Origin of the sequence: Kitasatospora paranensis, from assembly GCF_039544005.1 — a bacterium.
Classification (GTDB): Bacteria; Actinomycetota; Actinomycetes; order Streptomycetales; family Streptomycetaceae; genus Kitasatospora; species Kitasatospora paranensis.
In genome coordinates, this window is record NZ_BAABKV010000001.1 from 7,045,307 (window position 1) to 7,059,740 (window position 14,434).

Consider the following 14,434-nt stretch of genomic DNA (forward strand, 5'->3'; position numbering starts at 1 on the left):
TCGGCAGTATCGTAACGACCGAAGGCGCAAAGGGGCTCTTACCTGGGGGTGTCGCATGACCGACTGGAACGCCTGGCAGCGCAGCTGGGACAGCCAGCAGGAGTGGTACCTGCCCGACCGCGAGGAGCGGTTCCGGGTGATGCTCGACCTCGTGGAGGCCGTCGCCGGGCCGGCGCCCCGGGTGCTCGACCTTGCCTGCGGCACCGGGTCGATCACCGAACGGCTGCTCGCCCGGCTGCCCGGCGCCCTGAGCGTCGGGGTCGACCAGGACCCGGCCCTGCTCGCCATCGCCCGCGGCCACTTCGCGGCCGAGCCCCGGCTGACCCTGGTCACCGCGGACCTGCGGGACGGGCAGTGGGCCACCGCCCTGCCGCCCGGCCCGTTCGACGCGGTGGTGACCGCGACCGCCCTGCACTGGCTGCGGACGGACGACCTCGTCCGGCTCTACCGCGACCTGGCCGGCCTGCTGCGCCCCGGCGGTGTGTTCCTCAACGCCGACCACGTGCCGCAGCCGGCGACCCCGCTGCTGAACGCCGCCCACGCGGGGTTCGAGCGCCGCAGGCAGCAGCAGGAGCGGTCCGCCGGGGTGCTCGACTGGACGTCCTGGTGGAAGGCGGCTGCCGAGGAGCCGGCCCTCACCGGGCACGTCGCCGCGCGGTACGCGCTCTACGGGGAGCACGCCGACGGCGACAGTCACCCGGCCGAGTGGCACGCGGCCCGGCTCACCGAGGCGGGCTTCCGGGAGGCCGGCACGGCCTGGCGCTCGGTCAGTGACGCGCTGGTGGCGGCGGTGCGCTGACCGGCAGTCGTTCCAGGGCGATGCCGAACAGGTCGCGGTAGGCGTCGAGGGCCTCGTCCCCGGTCAGCTCGCGCTCGGTGCGCGAGCCGTCCGGGGCCGTCCGGATCAGCCGGGTCCCCGCGAGGGTGATCCGGCCGTCCGCCGTCAGCCGCGAACACGTCGTCGACCGGGTGAAGTGCGAAGCGGGCGAGGTGGCCTGCCACCAGCAGGTCGGGGTGAAGTCGGCGAGCGCGTACGGCCGCCGGTCCAGCCGGTACTGGGGGCGGCCGTCCATCGCCACGTCGAGGTCCTCGCCGTGCGCGGTCACGGTGAACTCCCCGCCCGGGTCGGACTGCACCGCCTCCGTGTCGAGCCGCAGCGGCCCGTGGCTGAACCGCCCGAAGCCGACGTCGACCAGCCACGGCCCGTCCGACTCCACCCGCAGTGCCAGGTGGTCGAACGGCGGCCCGGGCCGGTCGCCGTCGAAGACCCGGGCGGCCAGCAGCTCGACGCGGTAGCCGAGGGCGCGCAGCAGTGCGGCGAAGGCGCCGTTGAGTTCGTAGCAGAAGCCCCCGCGGCGGCGCTCGACCAGCTTCGCCCACAGCGCCCGCTCGGTGAGCTCGATCGGCTCGCCGAGCGTCACGTCGAGGTTCTCGAACGGGACGGCGGTGAGGTGTGCCCGCTGCAGGGTGCGCAGCGCCGCCGTGTCCGGCCACGCGGGCCGCTCGGCACCGATCCGCGCCAGGTACGCATCGACCTGCTGCTCGTCCACTGCTCTCCTCCTCGTCGCCGGCCCGCCGGCAGCCCTTCCGGTGCCGTGGGCACCATTCAGCCCGACGGGGGCCGCCGGCGCCATCGGTCGCCGGACCTACACCTGCGGCCCGACCCGCCTCCGACCTGCGGCGAAACGTGCACTGACGGCCCGTCCGAAAAAACTTCCGAGAAAATCCGTGCGATTCCTGTTATCCCCTCAGGCCCCAGCGGTCTCCCAGGTGTCGGCAGCAACACCCGACCGAAGGCCGACAGGGAGATACACATGGGACGCAGGAGCAGGAAGGCGCATCGCCGCCGCAACCGCCGCGGGCTGCTGTTCACCACCGCAGTCGTGACCGCCGGACTCCTCGTGGGAGGAGTGGCCATCGGCACCGTCGTCGAGGGCGGCCTGCCCGGACGGACTTCCGCGGACGCGGCAGTCGTCCAGGAGGCCGACCTGTCGCCGGCGGCCGGGCCGCTGCACAAGGACGCGCCCACTCCGGTGACCTCGATACCCAAGAACGACCCCGCCCGCGGTCTCATCTACAACGGCCTCGTCCCCGCGGCCAAGGGCGACCGGTGCGTCGGTGTGTTCAAGGCCGACGACAAGGGCCTGTGCACGCACGGCCCGGACGCTCCGCCCAAGGGCGTCGACGTCCACAAGTCCGCCCCGCCCGCGGTCGCCGCCGGCGCCGCCCCCGCCGTGCCGACCGCGGCCGCGACCGCGGCCGCCGACACCGCGCCGTCCGCCGCCGACCTGCTGCAGGACGCCGCGCCGGTGCTCGACGCCCGCAGCGGCGACCTCCTCGGCGGCACCGCCGCGCCGGCCGCCGGCACGCCCGCGGCCACCGCCCCCGCCGCCGGCTCCACCGTGGTCTGCGACGGTGACGGCAGCACCGGCAACCGGGTGCAGGTGCTGTACGTGCACGCTCCCGGCAACGACCGGTTCGGCCAGTACCAGGCGTCCTTCAAGAAGTGGGCCGCCGACACGGACGTCATCTACAACGCGAGTGCCCAGGAGACCGGCGGCACCCGGCACGTCCGCTTCGTCACCGAGCCCGACTGCAGCGTCTCGGTGCTGGACGTGGAGCTCTCGGCGTCCTCGCTCCAGGAGTTCGGTGCGGGCAACCAGGCGCTCGCCGCCCAGGGCTTCAACCGCAAGGACCGCAAGTACATGATCTTCGCGGATGCCCAGGTCTACTGCGGCATCGGCACGTTCAACGGCGACGAGCGCCCCGGCCAGGACAACCTGAGCAACTTCGGCCCGTCGTACGGCCGCACGGACAACGGCTGCTGGAGCGGCTCCACCGCCGCCCACGAGCTCGGCCACAACCTCGGCGCGGTCAACAACAGTGCCCCCAACAGCAGCAAGGGCGGCCACTGCGTCGACGAGTGGGACATCATGTGCTACTCGGACACGCCGTACTACCCGCAGATGCAGACCCACTGCCCGGATCGCGCCCACGACGACCGGCTCGACTGCAACCACGACGACTACTACAACACCAACCCGTCGCCCGGCAGTTACCTGACCACGCACTGGAACGTCGCGAACAACCGGTTCCTGCTCACCGGCGGCGGCAGCAACCCCAACCCGACGCCGACGCCGACGCCGACGCCCACCCCGACCCCGACCTCGGACCCGACCGGGTCGCCGACTCCGGCCCCGAGCCCGACCGGGAGCGCCACGCCGACGTCCAGCCCTAGCCCGTCCGGCTCCACCGGTACCGCGCCGAACGTGACCGTCGGCCAGATCACCCAGAACTCCGTGGTCCTGAGCTGGTCCGCGGCCTCCGGGGCCACCGGCTACGCGCTCCAGGTCGACGGCCGGTCCATCGCCACCGTCACCTCCACCGTCGTGCGGCTGGTCAACCTCCGCGCCGACACCGCGTACAAGGTCGCCGTGGCCGTCCGGGACCAGGCCGGCAAGGTCGGCAAGGCCGGCCGCACGACCGCGTTCCGCACCACCAAGGCCACCGGACCGGTCGGCCCGACCAAGCCCGGCACCCGGTACCTGATGCTCAACAGCCTCACCGGCCAGGCCGCGGACATGTGGGGCGGCTCCACCCGCGACGGCGCGGTGCTGATCGGCTACCAGCGCACCGGCTACGCCAACCAGCAGTGGAGCTTCGAGGACACCGGTGACGGCTACCTGCGGATCCGCTCGGCGCGCTCCGACAAGTGCCTGCAGATCGGTGGCCAGCCGCTGGCCGGCCAGTACGTGATGCAGCAGCCCTGCTCCGCCGCCGACACCCAGCGCTGGAAGGTCGGCTCCGCCGGCAGCGGCTACACGCTGACCGCCAAGGGCTCCTCGCTCGTCCTCGGGACCAGCAAGCGCTGGTACTACGGCGGCTGGCTGCTCGAACTCCAGCAGCCCAACAACCAGTCGTACCAGAACTGGACCATCCAGCAGGCCTCCTGACCCAGGCCGTGTCCGGCGCCGACGCGAGACGGCCGGACACGGAGCAGGCCCCCGAGCCGGTGGGGCGGGAACCAACCCTCCCGCCCCACCGTCCCATCCCTGCGCCGGCACGTCGTGCCGGTCCGCCGTACCAGCACGTCGCACCCCCGCCGAGGAGCCACCCGACCATGCGCCTGCGCACCCCCGTCACCGCCGCCCTGCTGACCGGCCTCGCCGTGCTCGGCGCCGCAGGTCCGGCCGCCGCCCACGGCGACACCATCGCCTTCGCGGTCACCAGCCAGGTCGACGGGCACCTGCAGGCCGTCGCGACCTGGGAGAACGACAACGACCCGGTCACCGACACGGTCGCCGCCACGCTTGCGGCCACCGCCGACGACGGCCGCACGGTCGGCCCCTGGCCGCTGGTGGCGGTCGCCGGCTCCCCGGGCACCTTCACCACCACCACCCCACTGCCCCCGGCCACTGGAAGGTCACCGTCGAGTCCGGCTTCCCCGCGCTCGGCCGCGGCCAGGCGGACCTCACCGTGACGGCCGTCCCCGGCACCGCGCCCAGCAGCGGCCCGACGGCCCCGGGCACCCCGCCGGCGCCGTCCGCGGGCGGCACCTCGGCGACCGTCGCGGCGGACCGCGCCATCGGCCCGCACGCCGCGGCCGACGGCGGACACGCGGGCCTCTGGTGGCTCTCGGCCGGTGCGGCCGCGGTGGCCGTCGCGGCGATCGCCGGCGCCCTGGTCGTGCTGCGCCGCCGCCGCACCGGCTGAACCCCGCCACCGGCCCGTGGCGACATGTCGACCTGTCGATGAGGCGGCTCCGGGTATGCCGCGGCGGGCCGCCTGGCAGACGATGAACCCATGGACACCGACACCGTCGTCCGCACCCGCCGCGCCCTGCACGCCGTCGCCGAGACGGTGCTCGCCGGGCCGCAGTACCGGGCCAGCGGCACCATCCGGCTGCGTACCTACCCGGGCGGCTTCGCCACCACGGCCGAACCGTTCCTCCAGGTCGTCGGCAACGAGCTGATGGCCCCCGGCAGGCGCCTGCCCCTCACCGGCACCACCAGCGGCGCCCTCGCGGCCGCCGTCGGCGTCGACCCCGGGCCGCCGGCCGGCCTGTACGGGGACGGCTCCGGTGTCGGCCCCGACGACCCGCTCGACGCCGACCCGCAGGCCGCCCAGTGGATCGCCCACTGTCTCGGCCTCGGCGACACCGCACTGCGCCGCCTCCCCGGCGACGACGAACCGGTCCTGTGGCCCGAGCACTTCGACATCGGCAGGACCCTGGACGCGGTCAACTACGGCGTCTCCGCGGGCGACGGGTTCCAGCCCGAGCCGTACGCCTACGTCGGCCCGCACACCCCGCGCACCGGCCCGTTCTGGAACGCCCCGTTCGGTGCCGCCCGCACCGTGCAGGACCTCGGCGGCGCCGACGGCGTCACCCGGTTCTTCGAGGAGGGCCGCCGGCTCGCGGCCTCCGCCTGACCACCGCACCCGGAGGCGACCCGCCCGGCCCGGCGACGCCGGAACTACCGCCCGTGCCGGGCCCGGGCGCGGTAGCCGTCCAGGACGTCCTGGCGCAGCAGCGACCCGAATCCCGCGGACTCCAGCCGCAGCCCCAGCTGCGCCACGCCGGTGCCCAGTGCGGTCGCCGCGCGGCCCAGGTGCCAGTCGTGTCCGGCCAGCACGTCCAGCAGGTGGCCGCGGCGCACCTGTGCCTCGGACAGCCGGAAGGTCTTCAGGTAGGCGATCCGGCCCTCGCGGTCGGTGATGGTCTCCCCGATGTGGTTCTCCTCCCCGGGCCGGAACTCCGGCAGGAAGCGGCCGAGCGTGAACGGACCCATCCGGTACACCGCGCGGGTCCGGTACTCCGCCGTCAGCAGCCCGGCGGCCATCGTCGAGTCGTGGAACTCCCGCCAGGCCCGCTCCTGCCCGTCCACGGCGGCCCGCAGGTCGGCCATGGAGCGGATGCCCGGGCCGGGGATCGCGGCGCGGAAGTCGGGCACCGGCAGCATCAGCGTCGCGCAGTGGTGCACCAGTTCGCCGAACAGGTCGTGCACCAGGGTCGGGTGCAGGGCCCGGTAGTCGGCCGGGTGCGGCACCACGAAGGCCGCGGCGAGCGCGTCCGCGACGTACAGCAGCACCCCGCACTGCCCCGGGTGGATCTCGAACACCCGCAGCGCATCGGCCAGTCCGCGCACCTGCGCACCCAGGTACGCCTCCTCGGCGCGCGGCGACAGGCCCGCGCGCACCGCCCGCTGCGACCACTCCTCCCAGAGCACCGTCGGCCCGCCGAAGTGCAGGGCCAGGTACCCCTCCACGGCCAGGTGCAGCGGCAGGAAGCGGAGCCGGTTGCTGCCCTCGCGGCGGGCCAGGCGCTGGTGCCTGCGGACGGCCGCGCTCTCGCGCACCGCGGGCTCCGCCTCGCTCGCGAGCGCCGTGCCGTAGGCGGCGGCCGGGCTGCCGTCCGCCGTCCAGTCCGCGACGAAGCCGTGCGGTACGTACGACACGTACCCGGCGCGCGGTGCGGTGTCGACCACGCCGAGTTCCGCGCCGTACACCCGCCGGTGCAGGCGCAGGTCGGCGATCGGCCGCTCGCGGACGAGCGGCACCAGCCGCAGCCCGCCCCACACCTGCGCGGGTCGGGTGCTCAGGCCCGTCAGGTCCAGCCCGCTCACCGCTGCGCCCTCCCGTCACGGGGCTCGTCACGGCCGGCCGCGAGGAACGCCTCCGTGCGGGCAGCCAGGTGCGCCGTCAGCTCGGCGAGCCCGGTGCGGCCCTCCGCGAAGCGGGCGATCTCCACCAGCGGCACCAGGTCCTCCGCGTCGCGGATGCCCGCGGTGGGCACCGCCGGGGCGAGCCGGCGCACGTCGAAGCCGTCCGCGTCGTACACGGGTTCAGGTGCACCACCCGGGTGGCGCCGGCCGGGTCGAGCCGGGTGCGCCAGATCCGCAGGACCTCGGCCGCGAGGCCGGGCGGGGCGTTGTCCCAGCCGTCGGAGACGATCACCAGCCGGTCCGGTCCGGTCTCCAGGGCGTCCAGGATCCGCCGCCCGAGCGGTGTCGGGCCGGACGGCTCCGCCAGCAGCGCGTCCCGGCGGCCCGAGGTCCACAGCGCGGTGTACTCGCCCGCCAGGGCGCCCAGCAGGTGGTGGCAGGCGAGCGCCACGGCCAGCGGACGGCGGCGCTTCTGCCCGGAGCCGTAACTGGAGAAGCTGTCGTCCAGCACCGCCGTCACCCGCCCCCAACCGCCCCGCCGGGCACCGGCGGTGCGGCGGGCCGCGGCCTCCAGCGCGGCGGTCAGCTCGGCCCGCCGCCCGGCACGCTCCGCGCGGGGCAGCGACAGCACGTAGCCGGCCAGCCGGGTCAGCGGCATCCCGGTGAGGTCCGCGGTGACCGCCGGGGCGCCGTGCTGCTGCGCCGAGCCCTGCAGCCGCAGCCGCTCCAGCCGGGTCAGCCGGGGTGCGATCCGCTCCAGGAACACCTCGCGCGGGATGCCGTGCTTCGCGGCGAAGCCCTCGGCCACCGTGTACGGCAGCTCGTATACCGCCGACCGCTCGTAGTGGGCGCGCCGCCAGGCCTCCAGCAGCGGCGTCGTCCAGGTCCGTCCGCGCGCGGCCGGACGGAACGCGAAGTCGGCCGGCTCGCTGTCCGGGAGCGTCAGATGGGCGTGCCGCAGGGCGCCGCGGAACCCGCCGCGGTACTTCACCGCGTCCAGCGCCGGATCGGGCCGGGCGGCGATCCAGTCCCGGATCAGTGCCCGGGTGCGCCGGTTGTTGACGCCCGCCCGGCGCAGCGCCGCGAACAGCCGGTAGACCCGCTGCGGCGGCAGCAGTGCGAGCCGGCGCGCGATCAGCCGGCCCTCGGTGCGGCGCTGGGTGTCGTCCGCCTCGCGCGCGGTCTCCAGCAGGCGGCGCACGATCAGGGCCGCGTTGTGGTCGTTGATGTCGAGCGCCAGCACCGCCGCGTACAGCTCGCGGTAGTTGCCGAGCATGTAGGCGTGCAGGAAGTCCAGGGAGAGCCGCTGTTCGTCGGCGTCCGTGTGGAACTCGCGCTGCCCGGTGGCGGTCACGGCCGCGTTCACGAACAGCAGCACGTCGTCGGCGGCGATGAGGTCGCCGAAGGATTCCATGGGTTCCCCCGCAGACATCGGTGGCCGGCCGGGGAATGGGGGCGCGAACTGCGAATCATCGCTTCAGAGGCACGTTCCGGAAGTCGCACCGGAGTCCCGCGGCCGGCCGGACGACCGTAACAGAGCCGGGCCGCCGCCCTCCTGCGGATTTCCGCCCGCGGGCGCGGGGCCGCCGCGGCGGCTGTCGACCGTCCGTCAGTCGCCGCCGCCCGGCCGTCCGCCGGCCCGGCCCGTCCAGGTCGGCTCGACCACCGCCCAGTCGGTCTGCCATTCGTCCTCGGCCCGGTGCTCCAGCCGGCTGCGCCGCACCCCGTACGCGACCGAGACGGTCAGCGCCGCCGCCGACCAGGCGCCGAGTGCGATGAAGCCGGCGGTGGCGACCATGTCCGTGGTCGAGCGGGGCCCGGCCGCCGGGCTGCCGGTCGCGTCCACCCAGACCGCCACCTTCGACCCGGGCACGGCCGTGCTCGGCACGGCAGCCTGGTCGGTGACCTGGTGCCCGGGCGGGTACGTCCAGGTCGCGGTCGCCCGGTAGCCGCCCGCGGTGGCCCCGGACGCGGTGAAGTCGGCCTGCTGCGGAGCCGTCCGCACCACCGCCTCGACCCGGTGCAGGTGCGCGGCGACCCGCGACGCCTCCACCTGGGAGGAGTGGAACACGACTGCTCCGGCCGTGACGGCTCCCACCGCTGCCAGCACCATGGCCAGCCAGGCGCCCAGCAGCGCCCGGCTGCGGGCCCGGTCCACCGAGCGGCAGAGCGGTCCGCCGCCCAGCCCGGCGGCCAGCCTCACGTGATCGAACACCCGCCGCCGTCGGGAGCACCCGCTGCGGCTGGGGGAGTGGCTGCGCATCGTACGCCTCCTACCGCCGGTCCCTCTGACTCAAGCGTCCACCCAACCGGCCCGACCGGCACCACGCCACGCCACCGGCCCGGCGGCGTGGCCCCCGGCCACCCCGGCGGGCGGTGCCGCCGGGGTGGTGCATCCTGGAGGCAAGGACCGGGTCCGGCGTCCCCGCGGGCCCGGCCGGGCGGACGGGAGGCGGTGCCCATGGCTGCCGTGTCGACCACCACGGCCTGGGTGGTGGACCACCCGGCGCCGGCCGCCGAGCGGCCCCTGCGCCGAACGGAGCAGCCGCTGGACGGGCCCGGACGGCGCGGCCTGCTGATCGAGGTCGGCGCCTGCGGGGTCTGCCGCACCGACCTGCACCTCGCCGAGGGCGACCTGCCGCCGCACCGCCCGGCCTGCCCGCCCGGCCACGAGATCGTCGGCCGGGTGCTCGCGGCCGGCCCCGGGGCGGCGGACTTCGCCGTCGGCGACCGGGTGGGCGCCGCCTGGCTGGCCGGCACCTGCGGTGCCTGCCGGTACTGCCTGGCCGGCCGGGAGAACCTCTGCCCGGACTCCCGCTACACCGGCTGGGACGTGCCCGGCGGCTACGCCGGACACGCCGTCGTCGACGCGGACTACGCCTACCGCCTGCCGGACGGCCCCGGCAGCCCGCCCGACGAGGAGCTCGCCCCGCTGCTGTGCGCGGGGATCATCGGCTACCGCGCGCTGGCCCGCGCCGAACTCCCGCCCGGTGGCCGCCTCGGCCTCTACGGTTTCGGCGCGTCCGCCCACCTGACCGCCCAGCTGGCCCTGGGCCGCGGCGCCCGCGTGCACGTGCTGACCCGATCGGACGAGGCCCGGCGGCTCGCCCAGGACCTCGGCGCGTCCTCCGCCCGCGACGCCTACGACAGCCCGCCGGAGCCGCTCGACGCGGCGATCCTGTTCGCGCCGGTGGGCGACCTGGTGCCGGTGGCGCTTGCCGCACTCGACCGCGGCGGCACCCTGGCGGTCGCCGGCATCCATCTGACCGACATCCCCCGGCTCGACTACCACCAGTACCTGTTCCAGGAACGGACGCTGCGCAGCGTCACCGCCAACACCCGGGCCGACGGACGTGCCTACCTCGCGGAGGCCGCGGCCCGCCCGCCGACCGTCCGGGTCCGCCGCTATCCGATGGGCCGGGCACCCGAAGCCCTCGCCGACCTCGCCGCCGACCGGGTCACCGGCGTCGCGGTCCTCGTCCCCGACTGACCCGACCGGCCGCAGCGCAGGGCCCTTCGGCTCTACCGCCGGCCGGCGACACGCCGCACGCTCGATGCACCGGGTGGCCACCGGCCGCTGCGGGGCGTCGAAGGCAAGGAGGCACCCACCATGTCCGAGCCCGGCCTCAGCACGGCCCACCTGCACACCCTGGCCGCGGCCGCCGGGGCGGCGCCGTCCCTGCACAACACCCAGCCGTGGCGCTTCGAGGTGACGGCGGACGGCGGGACGGTGTGGGTCCGCACCGATCCGTCCCGGGCCGTCGCACTGATCGACCCGGACGGTCGGGCGCTGCACGTGTCGGTCGGCGCCGCCCTGTTCAACCTCCGGGTCGCCGCCCGGCACTTCGGCCGCGAGCCGGTCGTCCGGCTGCTGCCGTACGCCGGCGACCCGCAGACCGCCGCCGAGGTCGACCTGCGCAGCCCGTACGCCGGTCCGGAGCAGCTGTACGCCGCGATCGCCGAGCGGCACTCCAGCCGGGTGCCGTTCGAGGACCGGCCGGTGCCGCCGGCGCTGCTCGCCGAGCTCGTCGCGGCGGCCGCGGCCGAGGGCGCCCGGCTCGTCCCGCTCGCCCCCGCGGAGGCGCACCGCGTCCTGGAACTGACCGTCGAGGCCGAACGCCGCAGCTCGGCGGACCTGGAGCGGGAGGCGGAGACCCGGCGGTGGCTGCGCCCGGAGCGGCCCGCCGTCGACGGCATCCCGACCTACGCGCTGGGCCCGCAGGACCACGCGGCGCGGGTGCCGATGCGGGCGTACAGCGGCCACCCGCCGGTCGCGGCGCCGCCCAGCCGGGTCTTCGAGGCCTTTCCGCAGGTCTGCACCCTGTCCACGCTCGCCGACCGCCCGGCCGACTGGCTGCGCGCCGGTCAGGCGCTGGAGCGGGTCTGGCTGCTCGCGACCCTGCAGGGGCTGCGGGCCACCGTGCTGCACCAGGCGGTGGAGTGGCCGGACACCCGCTGGGGGCTGCGCGATCCGGCCGCCGGACCGGACTGCGTGCAGCTGCTGCTGCGGCTGGGCTACGGCCCGGCCGGCCCCACCACCCCGCGCAGGCCGGTGGCGGAGATCCTGACCGTGACCGAGGGAGCGCGTTGATGGGGCACCGCACGGTGGATTCGGTGATGACCCGGCAGGTCGTCCGGGTGGCGCCGGAGACCGGGTTCCGGGAGATCGTGGAGCTGCTCGCCGAGTTCGAGATCACCGCCGTACCGGTGGTGGACGCGGCCGGGCGTCCGGTCGGCATCGTCTCGCAGGCGGACCTGCTGCGGACCCTGGCCGCCCAGGAGGACGACCCGCCGGGCCCCGACGGCGTGACCGGCCCGGCCGACCCGCTTCCGCCGGCCGGCCCGGACGCCGCCGCCGGACCGCCGTCCGCGTCGCCGCACGGCGCGGGTGCGGTCACCGCCCGTGACCTGATGAGCGGCCCCGTCGTGTGCACCACGGCGGGGGCCAGCGTGGTCGCGGCCGCCCGGCTGATGAGCCGGCACGGGGTGAAACGGCTGCCGGTGGTCGACGCCGAGGGGCGGCTCTCCGGCATGGTGAGCCGCGGCGACCTGCTGCAGGTCTTCCTCCGCGACGACCGGGCGATCCACCGCGAGATCGTGGAGGAGCTCGGCGCCGTGCCCGGGGTCAGCCCGTCGGCCGTCGGGGTCGAGGTCGACCAGGGCCGGGTGGTGCTCAGCGGCACCATCGAGGACCCGGTGCTCGTCGACCGGGTGCTCCGGATCTGCCGCTCGGTCGACGGCGTGGTGTCGGTGACCGACCGCACCGCGCGCGCCGAGCCCGTCCCGGCGGAGGGCTGACCCCGGCCGGGGCCCGCCTCGTTCGTGCGATCCTCCAAGGCTGCGCGCCATGATCACGGGACCGACTGTGCGGACCTTCAGCGTTCGGGCGTGAACTGGCTTTCGAGCGGGGTATCGATGAGGATTGAACGTTGGGTGCGGGGCGCCCGAGTGCGCCCTGCGGTCGAGCCGCAACCGCACCCGAGGTGTACCTTCCGCCCAGCCAGAGAGCCCCCTTCATGCGCTTCCTGAACGACCTCAAGCCCGCGTACGACCTGACGTACGACGACGTCTTCATGGTCCCGAGCCGATCCGCCGTGGGCTCGCGGCAGGGCGTCGACCTCTCGGCCCACGACGGCACCGGCACGACCGTCCCGCTGGTCGTCGCCAACATGACCGCCATCGCCGGCCGCCGGATGGCCGAGACGGTCGCCCGTCGCGGCGGACTGGTCGCCATCCCGCAGGACATCCCGATCGAGGTCGTCTCCGAGGTGATCGGCTGGGTCAAGCAGCGCCACCTGGTGCACGACACCGCGCTGACCCTCAGCCCGGGCGACACCGTCGCCGACGCCCTGTCGCTGCTGCCCAAGCGCGCCCACGGCGCCGTGGTCGTGGTCGAGCACGGCCGCCCGGTCGGCGTCGTCACCGAGAGCGACTGCCAGAGCGTGGACCGCTTCACCAGCCTCTCCGAGGTGATGTCCCGCGAGCTGCTTCTGCTGGACGAGGACATCGACCCGCACACGGCGTTCGAGAAGCTCAACGAGGCGCACCGCAAGCTCGCCCCGGTGGTGGCCGCCGACGGCACCCTGGTCGGCCTGCTCACCCGGAAGAACGCGCTGCGCGCCACCCTCTACAGCCCGGCCGTCGACGCCGCCGGCCGGCTGCGGATCGCCGCCACCGTCGGCATCAACGGCGACGTCGCCGGCCGCGCCAAGTCGCTGCTGGAGGCGGGCGCGGACGTGCTGGTCGTCGACACCGCGCACGGCCACCAGGAGTCGATGATCGCCGCGCTGCGCGCCGTCCGGGGCCTGGACCCGCAGGTGCCCGTCGTGGCGGGCAACGTGGTCTCCGCCGCGGGCGTGCGCGACCTGGTCGAGGCCGGCGCGGACATCCTCAAGGTCGGTGTCGGCCCCGGTGCGATGTGCACCACCCGGATGATGACCGGTGTCGGCCGTCCGCAGTTCTCCGCCGTGCTCGAGTGCGCGGCCGAGGCCCGCCGCCTGGGCAGGCACGTCTGGGCGGACGGCGGCGTGCGGCACCCGCGCGACGTCGCGATGGCGCTGGCCGCCGGCGCCTCCAACGTGATGATCGGCTCCTGGTTCGCCGGTACCTACGAGTCCCCGGGCGACCTCCAGACCACCGCCGACGGCCGCCAGTACAAGGAGAGCTTCGGCATGGCCTCGGCCCGCGCGGTGCGCAACCGGACCTCCGAGGAGTCGGCCTACGACCGGGCCCGCAAGGCGCTCTTCGAGGAGGGCATCTCCACCTCGCGGATGTTCCTCGACCCGGCCCGCCCGGGCGTGGAGGACCTGATCGACTCGATCGTGGCGGGTGTCCGCAGCTCGTGCACCTACGCGGGCGCCTCCAGCCTGGAGGAGTTCCACGAGAAGGCGATCATCGGCGTGCAGAGCGCAGCCGGCTACGCCGAGGGCAAGCCGCTGCACTCCAGCTGGGCCTGACGCGGGGCCGGGCCGGGCGCCCGCCGGCCCCGGTGGATCACTCCACCGGGGTCAGCAGCGCCCGGCTCACCATGCCGACCGTCCGGGAGAGCGTGCCGGCCACCGCGTCCTCCACCGCCGGGGTGTGCCGCAGCTCCCACAGCGCCTCCACGGTGGCCCACGCCGCCTCCCTGGCCCGGTCGATGCTCCAGACGCCGAGGACGTGGAGCAGCGCCTCGGCGGCGGCCGGTGCCTGCGGGCCCGGCAGCAGTTCCTCCCGCACCTCGGCCTCCACCTGGGCGAGCAGGTCGTTGATCCGGTGGTAGTCCGCCCGGACGTCCTCCGGCCGGCTGCCCAGCAGCCGGCAGGTGTCGAGCACGGACAGCGGCAGGTCGTGCTCGATGTGGGTGTTCATCCCCGCCAGCGCGTACTGCAGCGGGTGGATGCCGGGCCGGTTCCGCAGTTCGAACAGCGGGCGCCAGCAAGGTGCGGGCCGACGGCCGTCCGAGGCGGCCTCCACCGCGTCCAGGTAGCGGGCGGCGAACACCGCGTCCAGCTCGGACATGCCCGCCGGGTCGGCGAAGTACGTCTCCCCGAGCCGTTCCCGGACGAGGCGGGTCACCCGCAGGTACATCCGGTTGAAGACGGCCACCCCGTCCCCGGTCGGGAGCGTGGACCGCAACGCCTCCATCCGGTCGACGGCCTGGTCGACCGTCAGAGCCTCACTGATCGTCATGGCGGGCGCAGCCTTTCACCGCAGACCGGTCGGATCGTCCGATGATAAGTCGGTGCACGGCCGATCGACCCCCGCCGCGCGGTACGCGGATGGCCGTGTCC

13 protein-coding genes and 1 pseudogene are annotated in these 14,434 nt (G+C 75.3%); 9 read left to right on the plus strand and 5 right to left on the minus strand.

Translation table 11 applies throughout. From position 1 onward, the window contains the following. Positions 1-55: 55 nt before the first annotated feature. Positions 56-799: a class I SAM-dependent methyltransferase gene (locus ABEB13_RS33490; RefSeq protein ID WP_345708466.1), complete on the plus strand. Its 744-nt coding sequence runs from the start codon at positions 56-58 to the stop codon at positions 797-799. Here ABEB13_RS33490 and ABEB13_RS33495 read toward each other — a convergent pair. Beyond that, on the minus strand, positions 768-1,550 hold the full coding sequence (locus tag ABEB13_RS33495; RefSeq protein WP_345708467.1) for an arylamine N-acetyltransferase family protein: 783 nt from the start codon (positions 1,548-1,550) through the stop codon (positions 768-770). The two genes, ABEB13_RS33490 and ABEB13_RS33495, sit on opposite strands and share 32 nt — an antisense overlap. Positions 1,551-1,814: 264 nt before the next feature. On the opposite strand from ABEB13_RS33495, the gene ABEB13_RS33500 reads away from it, so the two are divergent. The 4 genes from ABEB13_RS33500 (at position 1,815) to ABEB13_RS33515 (ending at position 5,430) form a co-directional block, all read left to right on the plus strand. Next, the gene (locus ABEB13_RS33500; protein WP_345708468.1) at positions 1,815-3,953 is read left to right on the plus strand and encodes an RICIN domain-containing protein; all 2,139 of its coding nucleotides are present in this window, start codon (positions 1,815-1,817) and stop codon (positions 3,951-3,953) included. A gap of 167 nt (positions 3,954-4,120) precedes the next feature. Further along, on the plus strand, positions 4,121-4,480 hold the full coding sequence (locus tag ABEB13_RS33505) for a hypothetical protein (protein ID WP_345708469.1): 360 nt from the start codon (positions 4,121-4,123) through the stop codon (positions 4,478-4,480). Further along, positions 4,477-4,713 carry a hypothetical protein gene (locus ABEB13_RS33510; RefSeq protein WP_345708470.1) on the plus strand — a complete coding sequence of 79 codons (237 nt, stop codon included), beginning with the start codon at positions 4,477-4,479 and terminating at the stop codon, positions 4,711-4,713. The genes ABEB13_RS33505 and ABEB13_RS33510 overlap by 4 nt, the downstream gene beginning before the upstream one ends. 90 nt (positions 4,714-4,803) lie before the next feature. After that, a complete protein-coding gene (locus ABEB13_RS33515; RefSeq protein ID WP_345708471.1) occupies positions 4,804-5,430 on the plus strand; it encodes a hypothetical protein in 627 nt (208 codons plus the stop codon). Between the two features lie 44 nt (positions 5,431-5,474). On the opposite strand, the gene ABEB13_RS33520 is transcribed toward ABEB13_RS33515, so the two are convergent. The 3 genes and pseudogenes from ABEB13_RS33520 to ABEB13_RS33530 form a co-directional block, all read right to left on the minus strand. Beyond that, positions 5,475-6,623, minus strand: coding sequence for an ARPP-2 domain-containing protein (locus ABEB13_RS33520; RefSeq protein ID WP_345708472.1), 1,149 nt, complete (start codon positions 6,621-6,623; stop codon positions 5,475-5,477). Next, positions 6,620-8,076, minus strand: a pseudogene (locus ABEB13_RS33525) (hypothetical protein). Before ABEB13_RS33525 ends, ABEB13_RS33520 begins: the two are co-directional and overlap by 4 nt. 195 nt (positions 8,077-8,271) lie before the next feature. Next, a complete protein-coding gene (locus ABEB13_RS33530; protein WP_345708473.1) occupies positions 8,272-8,877 on the minus strand; it encodes an Rv1733c family protein in 606 nt (201 codons plus the stop codon). Positions 8,878-9,123: 246 nt separating this feature from the next. On the opposite strand from ABEB13_RS33530, the gene ABEB13_RS33535 reads away from it, so the two are divergent. From ABEB13_RS33535 to ABEB13_RS33550, 4 genes are all read left to right on the plus strand, one after another. Beyond that, positions 9,124-10,152: a zinc-dependent alcohol dehydrogenase family protein gene (locus tag ABEB13_RS33535; protein WP_345708474.1), complete on the plus strand. Its 1,029-nt coding sequence runs from the start codon at positions 9,124-9,126 to the stop codon at positions 10,150-10,152. Positions 10,153-10,272: 120 nt separating this feature from the next. After that, positions 10,273-11,253: an Acg family FMN-binding oxidoreductase gene (locus tag ABEB13_RS33540; RefSeq protein ID WP_345708475.1), complete on the plus strand. Its 981-nt coding sequence runs from the start codon at positions 10,273-10,275 to the stop codon at positions 11,251-11,253. Further along, complete coding sequence (locus ABEB13_RS33545) at positions 11,253-11,960, plus strand: CBS domain-containing protein (protein ID WP_345708476.1); 708 nt, start codon at positions 11,253-11,255, stop codon at positions 11,958-11,960. The genes ABEB13_RS33540 and ABEB13_RS33545 overlap by 1 nt, the downstream gene beginning before the upstream one ends. A gap of 218 nt (positions 11,961-12,178) precedes the next feature. After that, entirely contained in the window at positions 12,179-13,618 is a 1,440-nt protein-coding gene (locus tag ABEB13_RS33550; protein ID WP_345708477.1) for a GuaB1 family IMP dehydrogenase-related protein, read from the plus strand. A 37-nt stretch (positions 13,619-13,655) separates the two neighbouring features. Here ABEB13_RS33550 and ABEB13_RS33555 read toward each other — a convergent pair whose 3' ends face one another. Beyond that, on the minus strand, positions 13,656-14,333 hold the full coding sequence (locus ABEB13_RS33555) for a DUF5995 family protein (protein ID WP_345708478.1): 678 nt from the start codon (positions 14,331-14,333) through the stop codon (positions 13,656-13,658). Positions 14,334-14,434: the final 101 nt, after the last annotated feature.